Genomic DNA, 20,498 nt, shown 5'->3' with positions numbered 1-20,498 from the left:
GTGCAGCCTACCGGCTCAAATGGGCCCGCAGCGCCGAGGTCAGATCGGCGATTGCCGCCTCACTACCGCCTCCGAGCGGGAAGAAATTCGCGAAGGCGTGCACCAGCGAGCCGTACTCGCGCCAGTCGACGGGCACCCCGGCCGCCGCCAGCGCCTGCGCGTACGCCCGGCCCTCGTCGCGCAGCGGGTCGAAACCGCCGGTGGCCACCAGCGCCGGCGACAGCCCGGACAAGTCGCCGGCCAGCAGGGGCGCCACCCGTGGGTCGGTGCCCTCGACGGCCGCGCCGTGCAGGTAGTGGCCGTGGAACCACTCCATATCGGCCCTGGTCAGGAAATATCCCTCGGCGAACAGCGTCTTGGACACCGTCGTGGCGCCGAAATCGGTGACCGGATAGAGCAGGAACTGCAGGGCCGGCACCCGCACCCCGCCGGCCCGGGCGGACTGGGTGACCACCGCGGCCAGGTTGCCGCCGGCGCTGTCGCCGCCGACGGCGACCTTGTCCGGATCGGCTCCGAGGTCGGCCGCGTGCTCCAGCGCCCAGCGGTACGCCGCGTCGGCATCCTCGGCGGCGGCGGGCGCCTTGTGTTCGGGCGCCAGTCGGTAGTCGACGCTCAGCACGTGCACGCCCGCGTCGCGGCTGATCCGCCGGCACAGTGCGTCATGGCTGTCCAGATCGCCGACGACGAAGCCGCCGCCGTGATAGAAGACCAGCAGCGGGGCGCCGGCGCCGGCCCGGTAATGGCGCACGGGGATCGCCCCGGCCGGGCCGGGGATGGTGAAATCGCGGGCCGCGACCACGATCGGTGACCGAAATGCTTTGCCGGCCCGTTTCAATTGGGCGCGCGAGACGGCCACGTCGGAACTGGCGACCAGCCCGGCGACCTTGGACAGTCGCTGCGCGGTGAGCATCAGCTGCAGCGACGTGTCGAGGGTGTTGCCGTCGACGGTGACGGTGCGGCGCCCGAGCAGCAGCCGTTTGAGGGGATCGGGAAGCTTAGCCATCACCGGTATCCCGACGCGACCCATGGCGCCGGCGGTGATCAGCCTGAGCCGTCCCGGATCGCGACGTGCTGGCAGACTTTGTGTCATGACTTCCCCTAACCAATCCACGATTGCGCTCAACGACGGCAACTCGATTCCCACTGTCGGTCTGGGAGTCTGGCAGACGCCCCCGGAGGAGACGCAGCGCGCCGTCGAAGCGGCGCTCGCGACGGGCTACCGCCACATCGACACCGCGGCCGTGTACGGCAACGAGGCCGAGGTGGGCCACGCGCTGAAAGCGTCCGGCGTGCCGCGCGACGAGGTGTTCGTGGTCACCAAGCTGTGGAACGCCGACCAGGGGTACGACAAGGCCTTGGCGGCGTTCGACACCAGCGCCGAACGGCTCGGGGTGGACTACGTCGACCTCTATCTCATCCATTGGCCGGTGCCGGAGGCGAACCTGTTCGTGGACTCCTTCAAGGCGCTGGCCCAGCTGCGCGAGCAGGGCCGGGCCCGGTCCATCGGCGTGAGCAACTTCGCGACCGAGCATCTGCGCACCCTCATCGACGCCACCGGGATCGTTCCGGCGGTCAACCAGATCGAACTGCACCCGTTGCTGCCCCAGCAGGAACTGCGCGACCTGCACGCCGAACTGGGCATCGCCACCGAGGCGTGGAGCCCGCTGGGCCAGGGCAGCCTGCTGGCAGATCCCGTGGTCACCGCGATCGCCGAAGCGCACGGTAAGACACCGGCCCAGGTACTGGTCAGGTGGCACATCCAGCTGGGTAATATCGTCATCCCGAAGTCGGTGAACCCGGACCGGATCGCGAGTAATTTCGACGTGTTCGATTTCGAACTCGGAGACCAGGACATCGCCTCCATCGCCACGCTCGACAACGGGACGCGGCTGGGACCCGATCCACGCACGTTCAATTTCACAGGGTAGGTGACATGACCTCGGCCGCTGCCGTGCCCAATATCGGGCTCAGCGATGCAAACACGATTCCGGCGCTGGGCATCGGTGTCGGAGAACTCTCCGACACCGATGCCGAGCGTGCAGTATCCGCTGCGCTGGAAATCGGTGTCCGCCTTATCGATACCGCCGCGTCGTACGGCAACGAGGCGGGTGTCGGGCGGGCCATCGCGGCATCGGGTGTCCCGCGTGCCGAGATCTTCGTCACCACCAAGCTGGCCACCGCCGACCAGGGATTCCAGTCCAGCCAGGACGCCGCCAAGGCCAGCCTGGAGCGCCTCGGGCTGGAGTATCTGGACCTGTATCTGATCCACTGGCCCGGCGGGGACACCAGCAAGTACGTCGACAGTTGGGGCGGCCTGATGCGGCTGCAGGGCGAGAAGTTCACCAAATCCATCGGGGTGTGCAACTTCGGCGCCGAGGAGCTGTCCACCATCATCGACCTGACCTACGTCAGCCCGGTGATCAACCAGATCGAGCTCCATCCCCTGCTGAACCAGGCGGCGTTGCGGGCCGTCAACGCCGAGCACAACATCGTCACCGAGGCCTACAGCCCGCTCGGGGTCGGCAAGCTGGTGGAGCATCCGGCCGTCACGGCCATCGCCGCCGAATACGGCAAGACCCCGGCGCAGGTGCTCATCCGGTGGAGCCTGCAGTTGGGGAACGTGGTGATCCCCCGCTCCTCGTCGGCGGAGCGCATCGCCCAGAACGTCGACGTGTTCGACTTCGAGCTGACCGCCGCGCACATGGACGCCCTGAGCGCCCTCGATGACGGCACCCGGTACCGGCCCGACCCGGCCACCTACACCGGCAGCTAACCGGTTCCGCCGCCGCGCACGCCTTCCTCGACCTTCTTACCGAGGTCGGGGTCGACGTTGCGCCAGTACTCGAATACCCGTGACAGCACCGGCTCCTTGACGCCCTTGGAGACGTGCCCGACGATGTTGTGCGCCAAGCGCTCCCGCGCATCGTCGTCGAGCACCTCGCGCACCAGCGTGCCGGCCTGACCCCAGTCGTCGTCATCCTCACGCAGGGCATAGGCGGTCCGGACCATGTCGCCGTCGGAGGCCCAGTGCACCTCGGCGGCTCGGGCCGGGTCGGCTACCGGACCGCCCATCGAGTTCGGCGCGTAGACCGGGTCGGTGACGTTGCGGATGCGCATCGCTCCGTCCTTGGAGTAGCTGTGCACCTCGACCTTCGGGGTGTTGACCGGGATCTGCTTGTAGTTCACCCCGAGCCGGTGCCGGTGTGCGTCGCTGTAGGAGAAGCCACGGGCCAACAGCATCTTGTCCGGGCTCAGGCCGGTGCCGGGAACCAGGTTGTTCGGCTCGAAGGCGGCCTGCTCGATTTCGGCGTGGTAGTCGGTGACATTGCGGTTCAACGTCATTCGGCCCACTTCGTGGAGCGGGTAGTCGGAGTGCGGCCACACCTTGGTCAAGTCGAAGGGATTGAACCGGTAGGTCTTGGCTTCCTCGAACGGCATGATCTGGACATGCAGGGTCCAGGTCGGGAAAGCGCCGCCCTCGATGGACTCGAAGAGATCACGCTGATGGGCATCGCCATCGATGCCCGCCATCTCGTCGCCCTCCTCTTGGGTGAGGAACTCGATGCCCTGGTCGGTCTTGAAATGGTATTTGACCCAGAACAGCTCACCGGCCGCGTTGAGCCAACTGTAGGTGTGGCTGGAGTAGCCGTTCATGTGCCGCCACGTCTTGGGGATGCCGCGGTCCCCCATCAACCAGGTGACCTGATGCGCCGACTCCGGGGACAAGGTCCAGAAGTCCCACTGCATGTGGTGGTCACGAAGGTTGCTCGACTGCAGGCGTTTCTGTGACCGGATGAAGTTCTGGAATTTCATCGGGTCCCGGACGAAGAACACCGGGGTGTTGTTGCCGACCATGTCGAAGTTGCCCTCGGAGGTGTAGAACTTCAGCGCGAAGCCGCGCGGATCACGCCAGGTGTCCGGGCTGCCGCGCTCACCGGCGACGGTGGAGAACCGGGCCACCATGTCGGTCTTGGTGCCGGGCTGCAGAAACGCCGCCCGGGTGAACGCGCTGACGTCGTGCGTCACCTCGAACGTGCCGAACGCGCCACCCCCTTTGGCGTGCGGTTGGCGTTCTGCGATGCGCTCCCGATTGAAGTTGGCCATCTGCTCGATGAGGTAGTGGTCCTGCAGCAGGATGGGCCCGTCTGGTCCGACGGTCAGGGAGTGTTCGAAGCTCGGAACCGGCGCGCCGGCGTCGGTGGTCGCGTACTTATCGGTCTTATCGGTCATCAGTTCTTTCCCTATCTCAAGCGGCAGCCAACTACGCTTCCCGCGGGTACCCCGGATCGGCCGGCGCTATGCCCTACGGGGCGGATTCGCCGAGTCGAAGGGTGCGAGCAAGAACTCGTCGACGAAGCGGGTGAACGTCTCGTCCACCACGGACGGGTCGTCGGCGGTGAAGAACTCGATGATGAATCCTTGGAATGCCGCCAGCGCGATGCGTGATCGGGTTTCGGCCACATGCGTGGGCATACCAAGCGCTTCCAGCCGGGCCTGTGAGTTGCGCGTCAACAGCGACAGCGTTTCCCAGGTGTAGGAGCGATACGGGCTGTCGAGCCCGCAGGCCGCACCGAACACCTGCTCGACCACGCGCAGCGTGTCTCGGCGCTCGCCGCGAGTGCAGGCATACCAGTCCTCGAAGCACCATTGCCGGTGCGCCTCGATCGATGCGGGCAGCTCCAGCTCGTCGGTCTCCGGAATGGCGGCGCGCTGTTGACGGGTGAGCACTTCGAGGATCAACTGCTCCTTGGTTCCGAAGTAGTACACCAACATTCGTGCGCTGGTACCCATCTCGGCGGCCAGCGCCCGCAGGCTCGTGTCGAGCACCCCGATGCGCGCGAGAACCGCACCTGCGGCGGCAAGCAATGCCTCGCGTTTCTCGTGGTCGGGTGCCCGCGACACCCTTGACTGTAACACTTGCTTCAACTAAACGTTGGACGATGGGTGGGCGGGCAATTCGGTGGGTGGCGGTTGTGGCGGGGTTGGTAGGCGCGCTCGCAAGCGCACTGGTACCCATGCTGCCCGTCCGGCAGACAACGGCGGTAGTGAACTGGCCTCAGCACGAACGTCTTTCGAATGTGACGGCACCGCTGATCACACTCACCCCAATAGCGCTGACGGCCACTGTGCCGTGTGCGGTGATCCGCGAGATGCCGGTGACCGGTGGCCTGGTATTGGGCACGGCGCCGCCCGAGGGCAGACGAGCCGGTCTCAACGGCATGTTCGTCACCGTGGCCGGTGACCGCGTCGACGTGGTGGTCCGCAACGTCGTGGTGATCAGCGCGCCCCGGAAGTCGATGGCCGATCCGGCATGTCGCCACATCGAGATCACCTCGTCGGTGCAAGGCACCTTCGCCGCCATCGTGGGACTGACCGATCCGATCAGCGGTGGGCCGTGGCGCAGCGGCTTCGCCGACCCGAATCTGCGTCCGCAGATCGTAGGGGTGTTCACCGATCTGCGCGGCCCCGCACCGGCCGGATTGTCCTTCGCGGCAACCATCGACACGCGGTATACCAGTTCACCGGCGCCGGCCAAGCTCGCCGCCATCGTGATCGGCATCGCCGCGACAACGGTTGCGTTACTGGCATTGTGGCGCCTGGACAGGCTGGACGGCCGGCGGATGCGGCGCCTGCTCCCCCAGCGTTGGCACGGATTCACGGCGGTGGATGCGACCGTGATCGCGGTCTCGGTGTTCTGGTTCATCGCCGGGGCAGGCTCCTCCGACGACGGCTATCAATTCGGTATGTCCAACGTGGCAGGGCATGCCGGCTACATGTCGAACTACTTCCGGTGGTTCGGCAGTCCGGAAGACCCGTTCGGCTGGTATTACGACCTGATCGCCTACCTGACCCACGCCAGCCACGCCAGCATGTGGTTGCGGTTGCCGGATCTGCTCTGCGCTCTGCTGTGCTGGTTGCTGTTGTCTCGCGAAGTGATTCCGCGCCTCGGTCCGGCGGTCCGCGCGAACCGCACCGCGCTGTGGGCGGCGGCGCTGGTCTTGTTGGCCGCATGGATGCCCTTCAACAACGGGCTGCGCCCCGAAGGCCAGATCGCCACCGGCGCATTGATCACGTACGTTCTCATCGAACGCGCCATCATCTCGGGTCGGCTCACACCCGTGGCCCTGGCAGTCGTGGTCGCCGCGTTCACCCTCGGCATCCAGCCCACCGGGCTGATCGCGGTAGCCGCCTTACTCGCGGGCGGCAGACCGATCCTGCGGATCATCACCAGACGAGCGCGCGCGGTGGGCGTCTGGCCGCTGCTGTTGCCGCTGGCGGCCGCCGGTCTGGTAGTGCTCACGGTGGTGTTCGCCGATCAGACGATTGCCACGGTGGCCGAAGCCACCCGAGTGCGCACGGCCATCGGACCCAGCCAGCCCTGGTACACCGAGAACCTGCGGTACTTCTACCTGATCCTGCCGACCACCGATGCGGCCATCGCCCGCCGTTTCGGGATCCTCATCACGATGGCATGCCTGTTCGCGTCGACGCTGATCTTTCTGCGGCGCAGGCGGATTCCCGGTATCGCCGGCGGTCCGGCGTGGCGGCTGATGGGCATCATCTTCGGAACGCTGTTCCTCCTCACCTTCACCCCGACCAAATGGATCCACCACTTCGGCCTCTTCGCCGCCGTCGGCGCGGCGATGGCAGCCCTGGCCACCACCACTCTGGGGCCCGCCGTACTGCGTTCGCCGCGCAACCGGCTGGCGTTCCTCGCGACGGTATTGCTGGTACTGGCATTGTGTTTCGCCTCGACCAACGGCTGGTGGTACGTGTCGAGTTACGGCGTGCCCTTCAACGACAGCGTTCCCCACCTCGGGCCGGTGGCTGTCAGCACTGTCCTCTTCGGGCTCTGCTTGATCATTTCTGCGTGCGCCGGCCTGTTCCACCTGCGGGGCTATCGCGAGCCGCGGCCGGTCCGGCTGTTGAGCACGGCGCCCGTGCCGGTGGCCGCTGCCATGATGGTCATCGTCTGTGTCGGATCGATGTTGTCCGGAGTCATCACGCAGTATCCAACCTACTCGAACGGCTGGGCCAACATCCGCGAGTTGGCCGGCGGATGCGGCCTCGCCGATGACGTGCTGGTCGAACCGGACGCCAACACAGGTTTTCTCACCCCGGTGTCGGGCGGCGACGGTCCATTGGGAGCGCTCGGCGGCGAGCGCCCAATCGGGTTCAGCGCCAACGGAGTTCCACCGCACACCCTTGCCGAGGCGGTGTGGCAGAGCCAACGACTCGACGGCACCGACGCCGATTGGGAATCCCCCACCGCGCTGACCACGCCCGGCGTCAATGGTTCGTCGGTCCCGTTGCCGTACGGCCTCGACCCGGCGAGAGTTTCCGTGGCCGGCAGCTTCACCGCCGGGCCAACGCAGCCCGCGGCGCTGACATCGGCCTGGTATGCGCTCCCGGCCGCCGACCCCGCGCACCCCCTCGTGGTGGTCACCGCCGCGGGCACCATCACCGGCAACAGTGTGCGCAGTGACCACACCGCCGGGCAATCGGTGACACTCGAACTCGGCGTCGCCGGCCCGTCGGGCCATCCGGAGCCGACCGGGCGGCTGGAACCGTTCGACATCGGCCCGCAACCATCCTGGCGGAACCTGCGATTCCCCCGTGCCGCGATACCCGCCGACACCCGCTACGTCCGCATCGTCGCCGACGATCGCTCGCTCGACCGGGGTGATTGGGTGGCGGTGACACCGCCGCGCATTCCGGAGCTCCGATCCGCCCAAGAGTTTCTGGGCAGCAGCCAACCGATCCTGCTGGACTGGGCCGTCGGCCTGGTCTTCCCGTGCCAGCAGCCCATGCTGCACGCGAACGGCGTCACCCAGGTGCCGCGGTACCGCATCTCGCCGGACTATCCGGCGAAGGTCGAGATGCCCGATACCTGGCAGTCCGGGGACAACGGCGGACTGCTCGGCATCACCGATCTGTTGTTGCGGGCGCACGTGATGCCCACCTACCTGTCCCGCGACTGGGGCCGTGACTGGGGCTCGTTGCGCCGCCTCGATCCGGTGGTCGATGCCGGCGAGGCCGATATCACCCTCGGGTCTCAGGTGCGCAGCGGCCTGTGGAGCCCAGGGCCCATCCGGATCGGGCCGTGACCGACTCCGGGTAGACCATGGACTCGGCCGATGCGTCGCCGGGGGGTTGCTGGCAGCCGGGCCGATTGCCTCCTATGGTTAGCCCGTGGAAGGAACGCCGTTCGGCCGGTACCGCCTGGTCAGGGTGCTCGGCCGGGGCGGCATGGGTGAGGTGTGGCAGGCCTACGACACCACCATGAACCGGGTCGTCGCGCTTAAGGTGCTGCCCGCCAACCTGGCGGACGACGACACCTACCAGCGGCGCTTCCGCCGCGAGGCGCAGATGGCGGCCGGCCTGGACGAGCCACATATCGTGCCGATCCACGACTTCGGCGAGATCGACGGCCGGCTGTACGTCACCATGCGGTTGATCGAGGGTAAGACCGTGCACGAACTGCTGGAAGACGGTCCCCTCTCGCCCCAGCGCGCCGTGGTCATCGTCGAGCAGATCGCCGCGGCGCTCAACGCCGCCCACCGAGTCGGGTTGGTACACGGCGACGTCAAACCGTCGAACATCCTGGTGACCGACGAGGACTTCGCCTACCTGATCGATTTCGGTATCGCGCGCACGGCCGGCGCCACCAAACTCACCAGCACCGGCTCGACCATCGGCACGCTGGCCTATATGGCGCCCGAGCGGCTGTCCACCGACAGCTCCGATTCCCGCGCCGACATCTACGCCCTGACCTGTGTACTGCACGAGTGCCTCACCGGCGCGCAGCCGTTCCCCGGTGACAGCATGGAACGCCAGGTCGCCGGCCATCTGAGCCTGCCGCCGCCGCGCCCGTCGACGCTGCGGCCCGGGGTGCCACCCGGAATGGATCAGGTCGTCGCCACCGGCATGGCCAAGAACCCGGACAACCGCTACGCCACCACCAGGGATCTGGCCGCGGCCGCCCGCGCCGCGCTGACCGCGCCGGGGATGCCCGCTGTCCACGATCAGCCCACGGCCGCCGGCAGTTGGCCGCCACCGCCGCCTACCCAGGCTCCGGTCCCCTATCCCGCCACCCCGCCGATGTCACATCAGCAGTGGCCCGCCCTGCCCGCTCCGGCCTGGCACCCCGCGCCGACCGCGCCGCAGCCGTGGTGGCGCGGTCCCGCGATCCTCATCCCCATCGGACTGCTCGGCATGCTCGGCGTCGCCGCGGTCGCCGTCGTGCTCGTGCTCAACGCGCGGTCCGAGGACTCCGGCCAGCAGGTGGCAGTGCCGACGACCGGGTCGCGCACCTCGACCACGGCGAGCTCCAAACCCAGTGCCGCCCCGACGTATTCGTCCCCCGCCCCCACGGCGACTCAAGCCGGCGAGAAGCCGTCGCAGCTGCAGACCGCCGACGGGCTAGCCGCGCTGCTGGATACCATCCGCGCAAAGTTCGCCGATACCATGGGCTTTCAGTTGGTGGTCTACCCCACCTACGCGGTTCTGGACCGAGTCGATCCGACCAACTCGCACATCGAGCACAGTTACACCTACCGCGGCGACAGCTGGCAGGAATGGGGCCCGCCGACCGACACCAGTTCGTTCGACGTGCTGGCAGATCTGGGTGCCATCGACGTGCCGGGGGTGGCCGCCACGCTGGCCGATGCGCCACAGAAACTGGGCGCGCCGGACGGCAGCGGGGTGTATCTGATCGTGGAAGGCACCGGGGCGAGCGAAGCGACGGGGGAAGGCACCGGGGCGAGCGAAGCGACGGGGGGAGGCACCGGCGAGCTGGAACTGGCCGTGCACTCCACCGCACCGGGGACCGGCTTCATGCAGGTCAATCCTGACGGCAGTATCAAGAAGGTCTTTCCGCCGTAATCCCTCATCCCGCGGAGCAGTTGCCCGCCCCATCGCACAGCATCCCGCAAAAAGCAATCAGGTTGGCTGCGCCATTGGCGAAGCACAGACGCCACATTGCCGCGGTACACCGGCACCTCGGCCGCTGGTCGTGCGTTCCACGCTGGACAAAGCCAATTCGCAATCCTCAGGCGTTAATTCGAGCAAGGCCGTGGTGAGCTGCCGCACAGCAGGGTCGCGGGCCAGTTGCCACCAGTGCAGATCGTCCTCCAGCTGGCGCAGGTAAGCATCGTCTTCTCCGGTGAAGTAGTCGCTTCTGATACCGAAGAATCCAGCGATGAGCTCCAGGGTGTGTCGGGATGGTTGCACGCGTTGCCCCGTCCGCAGCTGCGACAGATAGGGGGCTGACAGTGTTGAGCCCTGGTAGCCGAGTTCACGAACCAGTTCGGTACTGGTGAACGGACCACGCCCAGGAGGGTAGATAGTCTCAAATAGTCGGTTCAGTCGTGCGGCGAAGTTATCGGACTCCACCAGCTGGACTGCCCGTCGCGCAGGCGGCCATCCGTCCGAGGACGTACCGCGTCGCCGTCGCGGGGCACGTAGCGATTGGGACATGAGCGAACTCCTCAGTGACGCTTGTATCGTTGACTACTGCACAGCTGCCGGGCGTTCGGCAGCACCCGCCGCCACGGTCCCCACATGAGGTTGACGCCCCTGAGCGCAACATCAACCGAGCTTGCGGGCGACTTGGTCGCTGACGTGACGGGCCCAGTCCAGCAACGTCCGTCGACGCTCAGGCGAGCACGCGCATACGACGATGTCCTGCTTCGGATCACTCACGACGGAGTAGTGGCGTTGTAACACCGGGGCGAGGACCGCCCAGGCGAAGAGTTGTTCGTCGCCTGGGCCGTCGTCGTGTGGGCCGGATTTCCATAATCTCAACATGTTCCCTGATCGTCTAGAAGAATCGGCCCAGCAGCCGGCGAACGCCCTTCCCGCGTAGTGCGTTTCGCTCCGCCCCACACGAATACGTCACGCGCCGCTGACTTCCTCTGCGGCGGGCATCGGTCCGGTCAACCGCTGACGGCGCTGCGGCAGCCGGTCGATGAGCGCGTGTTCGGCGAGAAGCCGGCGAAGGTAATCGCGTTCGTCATGGCTCAGTTGCCCCACGTGACTCACCACGCGATCTGCAAGCTCGCACCCACTGCCACCAGTCCACCGGTGATGGACCACCAGTGCCCCGCCGGGCGTTTCGGCGATGAGACCGCCACGAGCAACCGGTTCCCCAACCACATGTACCACCCAACCCTGGTCGCTGAGGTCGCGCACCGACCAGTACGCCGTCCGAACAGCACGGGTTGGCTGGTTGAAGAACCCGGGAAGGGGGTCACTACGAGCGATATTGGTCGACGTCACGACACGAGTTCCTTGATGATCACGACCAAACCCACTGTTTCACAGCTTCTTTGGTGGGACGATGGGGCTCCGGCGAAAGATCGATCAATGGCTCCGCGGGCGCGCATCCACGGGCAGCGCAATGCGCGAGCGCCTCCACGACGGCCGCGGCACGCAACCAATGCCACCGATCACTCCACCCGCACGTACATGACGCCAACCATGGACGCAGCCAGATTCTCGCGGTGACCGAAGCGAAACCCGTTGCCCCCGTACGCAGGTCCACCGTTCGCGGGCCTAGGTCCGATTGCAGAGAGACAAGAGCTGCAGAGTCCCGCGTGTCGATGCGGACCTGCACGGCAAGTCCGCATCGACACGACCCCTCAGGGCTCTCGCACATGGAGAGATCGTTCACTCAAAATGACACCCCGCCCCCGACAAACAATCAGTTACGACTGCGGCTGGCAACATCTATGCACTTTGCCTGCCGCCCGCGAGAAAAGATTGCCATATATCGGACTGGCCTGTCAATCAGTAATGTTTGCGCTGGTGATTTGGGACCCCACGGCACGGACCAGGCGGTAGACACTCGGCCAATGTGGCCATCGCGTACCTGCGCGATATTCGCTGCCGTACCGGCCAGCAGCAGACCGTCAAAACACTCATGAATGCGGACACGACGGCGATGGCCGCGGGCACTCCAGCCGGTACTGAAGGACTAGGCAGGTTGCCAGAGCGCGATGGTGCGACCCATGTCGGTGGAGGGCGCGTCTCCGAAGATCCATTCGCGGGCGATGCCGTGCCAGGAAGCGGTGGCCTCCAGCGTCCCCAGCAGCGCGGCCACGCTCATCTCGGTCCGCCGGGAAAATGCATGGTTCCTCGGCATCTGTTGAGCGAAAATGCCGTCCTGAAAGGATGATTGGGGCATCATCGCTTCCTGTAGTGATCGGTGGACGGTCTTTCTAGTGATCGTCGTGCGTCCCGGGAGCAGATACCATCCCGCGGCCGCGCGCACATACGCCAAAGCCTCTTCGGGCGGTAGCGCGTTGTCGTCAATGATGAAGCCTGCTTCCCGACCGTAACGGTGGGTGGCGTGCGCATCACCGTCCATGGCCGCCCGCACAGCGCGACGTTCGACATCGATCTCGGCGGCGGTCATTCGCACGAACATACCGAAGTCCAGGAAGGCCACCCGCCCGTCATCTTCGATGACAATGTTCCCCGGATGTGGATCGGCGCAGAAATGACCTGAGCGATACAGGCTTCCACAGTAAAAGCGATAGATGGCCTCACCGATCCGATCACGGTCGGGAGTCGCAAGCTGGCCGATCGCGTCAAGGGCGGTGCCGTGTACCAACTCGGTGACCAGGATCTTGTCGGTACAGAGTTCGACAACGGGCTCGGGGATGTGGAAGACCGGGTGACCCCGGTTGCTGCGATGGACTTCCACATGATTGACGAGTTCTTGACGGTAGTCGAGCTCCAATTCGATCTGGCGGCACACCTCGTCGACGACGAACTCCAGGCCTTGCACGGGGTAGACGCGCGAACGAAGTTTCACGATCAGCCGCAAATTCTTCAGATCGGCGCGCACAGCCGGTTTGATCCACGGATATTGCACCTTGATCGCGACCTCACGACCATCATCGAGGACGCCCCGATACACCTGTCCGAGAGACGCGACGGCCATCGGTTCGGAGTCGACGTGCCCAACCATGCCCCGCGCGGCGCCCCATTCCTGGTCCATGACCTTGAGCATCGCGCTGGTCGAGACGGGCCGCGCTTGACTGAACAACGGCTGCAGACGACGTGAGAATTCGTCGCGCGCTGCTGCCGAACTGATGCCGAAGTTCAGCAGTGAGACGATCTGGCCCAGCTTCATCGCCGCGCCCTTCATCGACCCCAACGTCTCGACCAAATCGTCGGCTAAACGCAGCACCCGCTCATCACGGGCACGGCGACGCTCGTCATCGTCGAGGAAGGGCCGCCGCACCGCGCCGGCAGCTTCGCGCACCGTGTGCCGCGCGGCTACCTGCGCGATCTTGGCCGTGCGCGCGCGCCTGCTGACGGCGCGGTCCTCCCCCTGCTCATCGACCATTTTTCCACCCCTCGCCCCCGAAGGCATTGCCGCCCTGTCCATCTGGGCTTCAAGCCTACATCAGACCGCGAGCACTACGGTGCGGCAACGGCTTTCAGCCTGGCCACTAGACGACAAGTATGCGACTACTCGGGGCGGGCAGCTGCGGGCGGCGTATCGTTCTCGTCTGCGGGCCTCAGAATCCCCGCGTTGGCGATCTTGGTCATCGTTGCCAGGACGTTTTCCCGTTGCTCGGGTGTGGTCACACCCATCAAGGATAGGTACAAGCCGGGTCCGCTCATCGCAAACATCATCCGGCCATAGAGTCGTTGGACAGCCGGATCGACGGTGGCCGACCATTCAGGATTGGCGCGCTCGACGATGGCGCCGATGCCCGCGTCGACCGTGCCCAGCATTCCCAATACTCGGTACCGCAGTTCGGTGTCGATGGCGCTGCTATCCACGGTGGCCAGGCGCACGATGTTCGGATCGGCATCGACCAGGGTGAACATGCGCCTGCCAAAGACCGTGATCAAGGCGACCGCACGGTCGAAGTCGGCCACGTCCGCCTCTGAAATCGAGTCCAACTCCAGGGCCTCGACGATCCTGCCCAATGCGTAATCGAAGACCGCGTCGACCAGTTCACGCTTGCTGGCAAAGTATCGGTACACCGTGCCCTGCCCCACCCCAGCGTGTTTGGCAACATGGGACATGGACATGTTTTCGTAACCGATGTCGGTGACGACGGCGTAGGCGGAGGCCACCAACTGTTCGCGCCGTCCCTTCCGAAGGGCGGGATTGACGGGACGACCGCGACGGGCGGGGCTCACGAGGTCGTCGACGAATCGATGCCTGCAACGTAAGTCGCCTTACACGTCATGTGATCTCCTTCGGGCGTGCAGTGATCTTAGTCGCTTCAGCAAGCACGCTGTACACGCCGGCTACCGCAGGACTCTGTGAGCAAGCTAACCCCTACACTGTCTGCATGTCGCCGGGACGTCGAACTGCACCCGACCGTGCCCGGCAACTCTTCGACGCGGCGTGCGAGCTCTTCGCCGAACACGGCTATCACGAAGTCGATGTTGCCGATATCGCCGAGCACGCGGGCGTCAGTAGTGGAACGTTCTACAACTACTACTCCAACAAAAGGGCTCTCCTCGACGACATCCTGCGCACCTACGTCGACCTGTACGCCGCAGAGATCGACCTTGTGGACGAGAAGGCCACCGTCGTCGACCGCAGCAGCTATGCAGTCTCGTTCGAGGACATGATCCGTCGCTTGTTGTCTCGGATCGCCGAAAATGCGCCGGTGACATCGTTTCTCTGCCTCACCGCGCCCGGCATAGACCAGGCGGCCTACGCCTCCGCCGTTGACGCCTACACCCTGTTCAGCAGCAAGTTCCGGGCGTTCTTCGAGCGTGGCCGCGACCGCGGCTGGGTCCGCGACGACATCAATCTCACCGTCGCCGGCCAGGCTGCGATGTCGTGCGTCATTGTCTCCGTGTCGCCCATGCTGCTCGGCGACCACCAGAAGGTCGATATCGATCTGGCGTCGAAGGTCGTGGCCACCTATTTGCTCAGCGGTATGCGCGACGCCTGATACCGGACGACGCCGCACCGCACTAGCCGGCAACCGAATCGGTGGTATCGGCGATCCCAGCCTTCTGGGCGGTTCGATCAGCCAGGTCCAGCAGTCGTCGAATACGGCCTGCTACAGCGTCTTTGGTCATCGGTGGATCAGCACGGCCGCCTAAATCGCTCAATGCCAGGCCGGGATTGGCCAGACGAAGCGCTGCTGCGGACGCGAGGTGCTCGGGTGCGGTGTCACCGAGAATCTGCATCGCTCGCTGGACCCGTGCCGTGGACTCGGCTGCCGCCGCGGCCGCTCGTCTGGTGTTGGCCGATTCGAAGGTGGGACTTCGGGCGGTTCCCGTCTGGGATGCGAGCCGCTGGTCGCGTCGATTGGACCATTGAGTGCTGGTCTGGGCGGCTCCGATGTGGGTCAACAGTGTGGTCACGGGCGCGTCGCCGCGCACGACGACCCAGTCGCGACCGTGGTCTTCCCGTCGCTGCGCACTGACCCCGAGGCGGCGGGCCAAGCCGACCAGTGCCAGCGCCGCTTCCGGGCTCGGGCTGTACACGGTGAGCCCTTGGCGCTGGCCGGTCAACGCCAGACGGCCGGTGGCCAGAACCGCGCCGCGCCAAGCCCCTTCGATCTCGTCGCGGCTGCCCCGAATGATCCAGGGAGGTAAGCCATTGATGGGTCGGCCTCGGTGGTCGATCAGCCCTGTCTGCCGCGCGAGGCGCTCGGCGGTGGTGACGCGCAGTATGTAGCGCTCGCCGCCCCGTGTGCTGTTTCGCATGGCGTGCAGAACCGGCGTGGCGCCGTACAGGGTATAGACGGCGCTAGCCAGGCGTTGAGCGCTCCGGAGGTGATCCAGTTCGGCATCGACGACGACCGTATTGCCCATGATGGCGAGCCCACCGCCCAGTCGCAGCATCGCCGCGACTTCAGCTCTGCGAGCCTGCGCTGTTCCCACAACGAGACAGCTGAGTTCGTCCTTGACCTGATTTTCCGGTTGCCTTGCCATGGGCTACTTCGCGGCTCGGGCCACAAGTCGCTGGGTGTCGAGGATGGTCAGGCTGCCGGAGGCCAGTCGGATCCAGCCGCGGTCAGCGAAGTCGGCCAAGGTTTTGTTGACGGTTTCCCTGGACGCGCCGACGAGCTGGGCCAGGTCGCTTTGCCGCAGGCCGTGATGGACCCGCAGCGCCGAGCCGTGTTGTGTGCCGAACTGCCGGGCCAGGTGCAGCAGCTGTTTGGCGACACGACCTGGGACGTCGGTGAAAATCTGGTCCATGACGGCGTCATTGGTGCGGCGAAGCCGACGGGCCAGGATGCGCAGCAGTTGCTCCGAGATCTCGGGCCGACCGCTGATCCAGCTGCGCAGGACCGCCCGGTCCATCGACACCGTGCGGACGTCGGTGATCGCGGTAGCCGTGGAGGTGCGTGGGCCCGGATCGAAGAGCGCGAGTTCACCGAACATGTCCGAGGGTCCCATGACCGCGATGATGCTCTCTCGATCACGGCCATTGGCGTCGCTGATCTTCACTGTGCCCGAGCCGACGATGTAGAGCCGGTCCCCGCTATCGCCTTTGGCGAAGATCACGGTGCCCTGCGAAAAGTCGACGGGCACGAGCCGATCGGCGAGTGCGTCGACCGCCTCGGTTCCCACACCATGAAAAATTGCTGCCCGTCGCACCATGCTATCCACCGGCTACCCCGCGCATCGTCGTCATCCCTTGACCACGAATATCTCGGAAGCCCAACGGGTCGCCGTACCAACGCTTTTCGCTATCGCCACTGACCGCTCCGACTGACCACCCAGAGCGGCCGCGCTCTCGTGAGTGCTCAAGGCAGCGGCGGCAAACGCGATGAGCGCTGCTGCCCAGGCAAGAAGAACGACAATGCGCCACACAAGGGCGCTCATCGGGTTGCCGCGGTGCGGCCGCTTCCCCAAGGGGATACCCGTGGCCAGGAACTCCGGTGGACCTTGAAGCGGATAGCCGGCCATCGAAGCCACCACTGCCGGCGCATGACGGTGTTGCTCACCGCATGGGTAAAGCCGGGATTGTCCGCAATGAGCACTGTGACGTCGGTGGGGCCGGAGACCGGATAGTCGGCCGGCGGATCACTGAAGTGGATCACCTCGTCTGCGGTGTCCACCAGCACAGTGACTCGTAACGTCGCCGGAGTGCCGAATAACAGCTGGCGATCCGGGTTTCGCGCTTCGCCGATCGCCAAAACCCCACTCGCGACCGTCAACTCACCGCGGTACACCGGCACACCAAGCCCTCGGGCGTCGGAGCCAGTCATCACCCGCACCCGAACCTGACGGCCGAGAAGTTCACCGTCGAACATGCTCATCGTCCGCACCCAGATGGCGTGCACAGGCCGTGACGCAGTGAACCCCCAGTCGATGCTCTCCTGTGCATAGACACCCGGCACCCCACGGGCGCCGACATCCTCGATCACCACGACTGCACCGTCCGGCGTCACCTGCGCATCACAGAGAACCGAATTAGTCATCATGGACAGACCCCCCGACCCTGTGTTCAGCCATCGTGCGGCTGCACCCCCCGGTACTTCACGCTGACGCGCAGCGTGATATGAACCATCGCATATGCGGACTGACGCGTCAAACCGTAATTCACAGATCTTTGCCGAGGTCTGGAGGCAGAACGGAAGATCCCTCAGCCCGTAGGGCAGGTGCCGGCCGCATCGCGAAGCACGGTCGCCGAGGGCGCGTCCACCGGCAGCCGGTAGCCGCGCAGCACCGCCGCGAACTGCACCGCGTACTGGCACCAGAACGCGTGGTTGGGCGGCATCCAGCGGGCCGGCTCGGCGTCACCCTTGTCCTGATTCGCTTGTCCTGCAACCGCGATCAGGTTGGCCGGGTCGTTGGCGAAGCGCAGCCGCTGCGCCTGCGGCCAGTCCCGCGCGCCCAGGTCCCAGGCCAAGGCCAGCGGGACGATGTGGTCGATCTGCACCGCAGCGCCGACCTGGTTGCCGCGCATGAACGCGACGGTGGCATCGGTGTACGGGTCGTGCAGCACTCCGGTGGCCACCGCCGTCGGACAGCGCGTGATGGCTACGTAGGTCTTGTCGACCAGGTCACGGTCGAGGATGTCATTGCGGGTATCGCAGCCGTTACGGCCACCGGGGGCGTCGTTGTCGTCGTCCCATGCGTCGCCGAAGGCGGCCCGGCGGTAGTCGTGCCCACGCAGCCGGGCCGGGATCTCCGGGATCCCGGCCAGCACGTCGACACCCGGGGCCACCGTGGGGATGTCGGCCCGCGCGACGCGTTCGCCGTCGGACTGGGTGAGCACCTGCACGGCGACGATGACCGCCAGCACCACCCCCGCGGCCAGCGGACCCCACCGCTTCACGACATGTCCAGGTACTGCACGCGTTCGGTGTCGGTGAACTGCGCGGCCAGCACGTCGAGCCCCGGCCGGCGTGGATTGGCCTCATAAGCGGCCTGACAGAACTCGCGAGCCTCTTCGATGAGGGGCCGGTGATCGGCCAGCGACAGGAAATGCAGGGTCATCCGGCGGCCGGATTGGCTGTAGCCCAACACATCTCCCTCCCTGCGTTCCTGCATATCGAGGTCGGCCAGCGCGAAACCGTCCAAGGTGCCGGCGACGGCCCGCAACCGCTCACCGGCCTTACTCGACTCGTGGGTCCGCGACACCAGAAGGCACAAGCTGGGATGCTCACCGCGGCCGATCCGCCCACGTAACTGGTGCAGCTGGCTGATCCCGAACCGCTCGGCGTCCATCACCACCATGACGGTGGAGTTGGGTACGTCGACCCCGACCTCGATGACGGTAGTGCACACCAGCACGTCGATCTCGCCGGCCCGGAAGGCGCTCATCACGGCGTCCTTCTCCTCGGCGGGCAACCGGCCGTGCATCAGACCGAGCCGCAGATCCGACAGCGGACCGCTACGCAGGAAGTCGAGCAGCTGGAGCACCGTGATGGGCGGCGGGCCCTGTTCGTTGGCCGATTTGTCGGTTTCGTCGATGCGGGAGGCCACCACATACGCCTGGCGACCGGCGGCCACCTCTTCGCGGATCCGGGCCCACACCCGGTCCAGCCAGGCCGGTTTGTCCTTGGTGAACACGGCATTGGTGACGATGGGCTGACGGCCCCGCGGCAGCTCCCGCAGCGTCGAGGTCTCCAGGTCACCGAACACCGTCAACGCGATGGTCCGCGGAATCGGAGTGGCCGTCATGACCAGAAGATGCGGCGTGATACCGCCAGCAGCCTTGGCCCGCAACCTATCCCGCTGCTCCACCCCGAATCGGTGCTGCTCGTCGACGACCACCATACCGAGCTGGCGGAACTCCACCGACTCCTGGATGAGTGCGTGCGTGCCGATGACGATACCCGCTGCGCCGGTGGCGATCTCGTCACGCACCTGCCGTTTCTGTTGCGGTGACATCGATCCGGTCAATAGTGCCACCCGCGTCGCTCCGTCGGGTGCGCCGAGTTCGCCCGCGGTGCCCAGCGGGCCGAGCACCGAGCGCACCGACCTGGCGTGCTGGGCGGCCAGCACCTCGGTGGGCGCCAACAGCGCGCATTGGAAACCGGCATCCACCATCTGCATCATGGCCAGCACCGAGACGATGGTCTTGCCGGAACCGACCTCACCTTGCAGCATCCGGTTCATCGGCCGGGTTGCCGCCAGGTCGGCGGAGATGACGTCGAGCACCTCCCGCTGCCCGGCGGTCAGCTCGAACGGTAGCTGCCGCAACAGGGCCGCGGCCAGGCCGTCGTCACGTCGCGGGGCAGCCGGGCCGGTCTCCCCCAACTCGCTGTAGCGCCGGGACACCAGCGCCCACTGCAGGCCGACGGCTTCGTCGACAGCCAGCCGCTCCTGCGCCCGTGCCCGCTCCATCGAGTTCTGAGCCAGGTGGATGGCACGCAACGCCTGGTCCTCTGAGATCAGATCCCATTGCCGCACAATGTCTTCCGGAAGCACTTCGGGAACCGGGTCGAGCACCGCGAGCACCTGTCGCACACACCCGTACACGTCCCAGCTCTGCACCTTGGCCGTCGCCGGATAGATCGGGAAGAACTCGCGGTCGAAGGCCGCCAGCAGATCCTCGGTGCCGGCGGACTCGGCGATGGTCTTCAGTGATTTGGTACCGATGGTGCGGCCGCTCGGGGATTCGAGCACCAGAAAGGCCGGATGGTCCAGTTGCACGGTCTGCCGGAAGAACTTGACCTCGCCGGACATCATCAGCCGGGTGCCCTTGACCAGATCTTTCATCAGATAGTCGGCGTTGAAGAACGTGGCCGTCACCTCGGGCCTGCGGTTGCCGAGGGTCACCCGTAGGTACATCCGCTGCCGCTTACCGGGTTGGCGCCGCATCGGTTTGGCCACCGTGTCGGTGATGACGTCGACCAGGGTGACGTGATCACCCTCCGTGAGCTCGAGATCCTCGCCCTCACCGCTGACGGAGATGCCATCGCTGTACTTGCGCGGGAAGTGCCGCAGCAGGTCGTTGACGGTCTGCAGACCGAACGCCTCCTCCAACTTGGCGGCCGCCTTCGCCCCCAGTACGTTGACCAAACGATCTCCGAGCGCGACCACGC

Annotated in this window: 17 protein-coding genes; 5 read left to right on the top strand and 12 right to left on the bottom strand. The window is 66.0% G+C overall.

The genetic code is table 11. The annotated features are described in order from the left end of the window. Nucleotides 1-7: 7 nt before the first annotated feature. A complete protein-coding gene (locus tag SBI67_RS21865) occupies nucleotides 8-1,090 on the bottom strand; it encodes an alpha/beta hydrolase (protein WP_413232540.1) in 1,083 nt (360 codons plus the stop codon). On the opposite strand from SBI67_RS21865, the gene SBI67_RS21860 reads away from it, so the two are divergent. Continuing rightward, nucleotides 1,089-1,928, top strand: a complete 840-nt coding sequence (locus SBI67_RS21860; protein ID WP_318982559.1) for an aldo/keto reductase — start codon at nucleotides 1,089-1,091, stop codon at nucleotides 1,926-1,928. The two genes, SBI67_RS21865 and SBI67_RS21860, sit on opposite strands and share 2 nt — an antisense overlap. A gap of 5 nt (nucleotides 1,929-1,933) precedes the next feature. Then, nucleotides 1,934-2,773, top strand: coding sequence for an aldo/keto reductase (locus SBI67_RS21855; RefSeq protein WP_318982558.1), 840 nt, complete (start codon nucleotides 1,934-1,936; stop codon nucleotides 2,771-2,773). Here the strand turns inward: SBI67_RS21855 and SBI67_RS21850 are convergent. Next, the gene (locus tag SBI67_RS21850; protein ID WP_318982557.1) at nucleotides 2,770-4,230 is read right to left on the bottom strand and encodes a catalase; all 1,461 of its coding nucleotides are present in this window, start codon (nucleotides 4,228-4,230) and stop codon (nucleotides 2,770-2,772) included. The two genes, SBI67_RS21855 and SBI67_RS21850, sit on opposite strands and share 4 nt — an antisense overlap. A 66-nt stretch (nucleotides 4,231-4,296) precedes the next feature. After that, nucleotides 4,297-4,902, bottom strand: a complete 606-nt coding sequence (locus SBI67_RS21845; RefSeq protein ID WP_318982556.1) for a TetR/AcrR family transcriptional regulator — start codon at nucleotides 4,900-4,902, stop codon at nucleotides 4,297-4,299. A 38-nt stretch (nucleotides 4,903-4,940) separates the two neighbouring features. On the opposite strand from SBI67_RS21845, the gene SBI67_RS21840 reads away from it, so the two are divergent. Both SBI67_RS21840 and SBI67_RS21835 read left to right on the top strand, forming a co-directional pair. Next, nucleotides 4,941-8,108: an arabinosyltransferase domain-containing protein gene (locus SBI67_RS21840; RefSeq protein WP_318982555.1), complete on the top strand. Its 3,168-nt coding sequence runs from the start codon at nucleotides 4,941-4,943 to the stop codon at nucleotides 8,106-8,108. Between the two features lie 85 nt (nucleotides 8,109-8,193). After that, entirely contained in the window at nucleotides 8,194-9,885 is a 1,692-nt protein-coding gene (locus SBI67_RS21835) for a serine/threonine-protein kinase (protein WP_318982554.1), read from the top strand. Between the two features lie 57 nt (nucleotides 9,886-9,942). On the opposite strand, the gene SBI67_RS21830 is transcribed toward SBI67_RS21835, so the two are convergent. The 4 genes from SBI67_RS21830 to SBI67_RS21815 all read right to left on the bottom strand — a co-directional run bounded on the left by SBI67_RS21830 (nucleotide 9,943) and on the right by SBI67_RS21815 (nucleotide 14,166). After that, a complete protein-coding gene (locus SBI67_RS21830) occupies nucleotides 9,943-10,395 on the bottom strand; it encodes a transcriptional regulator (RefSeq protein WP_318982553.1) in 453 nt (150 codons plus the stop codon). A gap of 501 nt (nucleotides 10,396-10,896) precedes the next feature. Then, nucleotides 10,897-11,034: a hypothetical protein gene (locus SBI67_RS21825; protein ID WP_318982552.1), complete on the bottom strand. Its 138-nt coding sequence runs from the start codon at nucleotides 11,032-11,034 to the stop codon at nucleotides 10,897-10,899. Between the two features lie 943 nt (nucleotides 11,035-11,977). After that, nucleotides 11,978-13,357, bottom strand: coding sequence for an ABC1 kinase family protein (locus SBI67_RS21820; protein WP_318982551.1), 1,380 nt, complete (start codon nucleotides 13,355-13,357; stop codon nucleotides 11,978-11,980). 125 nt (nucleotides 13,358-13,482) lie between these two features. Then, nucleotides 13,483-14,166, bottom strand: a complete 684-nt coding sequence (locus SBI67_RS21815) for a TetR/AcrR family transcriptional regulator (RefSeq protein WP_318982550.1) — start codon at nucleotides 14,164-14,166, stop codon at nucleotides 13,483-13,485. A gap of 50 nt (nucleotides 14,167-14,216) precedes the next feature. Between SBI67_RS21815 and SBI67_RS21810 the strand changes: the two genes are divergently transcribed. Then, nucleotides 14,217-14,936 carry a TetR/AcrR family transcriptional regulator gene (locus SBI67_RS21810; protein WP_318982549.1) on the top strand — a complete coding sequence of 240 codons (720 nt, stop codon included), beginning with the start codon at nucleotides 14,217-14,219 and terminating at the stop codon, nucleotides 14,934-14,936. Between the two features lie 22 nt (nucleotides 14,937-14,958). Here the strand turns inward: SBI67_RS21810 and whiA are convergent, their stop codons facing one another. The 5 genes from whiA to recG form a co-directional block, all read right to left on the bottom strand. Beyond that, entirely contained in the window at nucleotides 14,959-15,927 is a 969-nt protein-coding gene (gene whiA, locus SBI67_RS21805; RefSeq protein WP_318982548.1) for a DNA-binding protein WhiA, read from the bottom strand. Nucleotides 15,928-15,930: 3 nt separating this feature from the next. After that, nucleotides 15,931-16,608: a Crp/Fnr family transcriptional regulator gene (locus SBI67_RS21800; RefSeq protein ID WP_318982547.1), complete on the bottom strand. Its 678-nt coding sequence runs from the start codon at nucleotides 16,606-16,608 to the stop codon at nucleotides 15,931-15,933. Nucleotides 16,609-16,820: 212 nt separating this feature from the next. Further along, nucleotides 16,821-17,372: a hypothetical protein gene (locus SBI67_RS21795; protein ID WP_318982546.1), complete on the bottom strand. Its 552-nt coding sequence runs from the start codon at nucleotides 17,370-17,372 to the stop codon at nucleotides 16,821-16,823. 215 nt (nucleotides 17,373-17,587) lie between these two features. Beyond that, on the bottom strand, nucleotides 17,588-18,283 hold the full coding sequence (locus SBI67_RS21790; RefSeq protein ID WP_318982545.1) for an HNH endonuclease family protein: 696 nt from the start codon (nucleotides 18,281-18,283) through the stop codon (nucleotides 17,588-17,590). Further along, on the bottom strand, nucleotides 18,280-20,496 hold the full coding sequence (gene recG, locus SBI67_RS21785; RefSeq protein ID WP_318982544.1) for an ATP-dependent DNA helicase RecG: 2,217 nt from the start codon (nucleotides 20,494-20,496) through the stop codon (nucleotides 18,280-18,282). Before recG ends, SBI67_RS21790 begins: the two co-directional genes overlap by 4 nt. Between the last annotated feature and the right edge of the window lie 2 nt (nucleotides 20,497-20,498).

The organism is Mycolicibacterium chengduense (assembly GCF_033741155.1).
Taxonomy (GTDB): domain Bacteria; phylum Actinomycetota; class Actinomycetes; order Mycobacteriales; family Mycobacteriaceae; genus Mycobacterium.
The sequence above is the reverse complement of the archived record's forward strand: the minus strand, read 5'-3'. Positions and strand labels throughout refer to the sequence as shown.

What these genes read in the sequence shown, in the direction of transcription:
- SBI67_RS21860 (WP_318982559.1), top strand. Translation starts at nt 1,089, where the DNA reads ATGACTTCCCCTAACCAATCCACGATTGCGCTCAACGACGGCAACTCG.
- SBI67_RS21865 (WP_413232540.1), bottom strand. Translation starts at nt 1,090, where the DNA reads ATGACACAAAGTCTGCCAGCACGTCGCGATCCGGGACGGCTCAGGCTG.
- SBI67_RS21855 (WP_318982558.1), top strand. Translation starts at nt 1,934, where the DNA reads ATGACCTCGGCCGCTGCCGTGCCCAATATCGGGCTCAGCGATGCAAAC.
- SBI67_RS21850 (WP_318982557.1), bottom strand. Translation starts at nt 4,230, where the DNA reads ATGACCGATAAGACCGATAAGTACGCGACCACCGACGCCGGCGCGCCG.
- SBI67_RS21840 (WP_318982555.1), top strand. Translation starts at nt 4,941, where the DNA reads ATGGGTGGGCGGGCAATTCGGTGGGTGGCGGTTGTGGCGGGGTTGGTA.
- SBI67_RS21820 (WP_318982551.1), bottom strand. Translation starts at nt 13,357, where the DNA reads ATGGTCGATGAGCAGGGGGAGGACCGCGCCGTCAGCAGGCGCGCGCGC.
- whiA (WP_318982548.1), bottom strand. Translation starts at nt 15,927, where the DNA reads ATGGCAAGGCAACCGGAAAATCAGGTCAAGGACGAACTCAGCTGTCTC.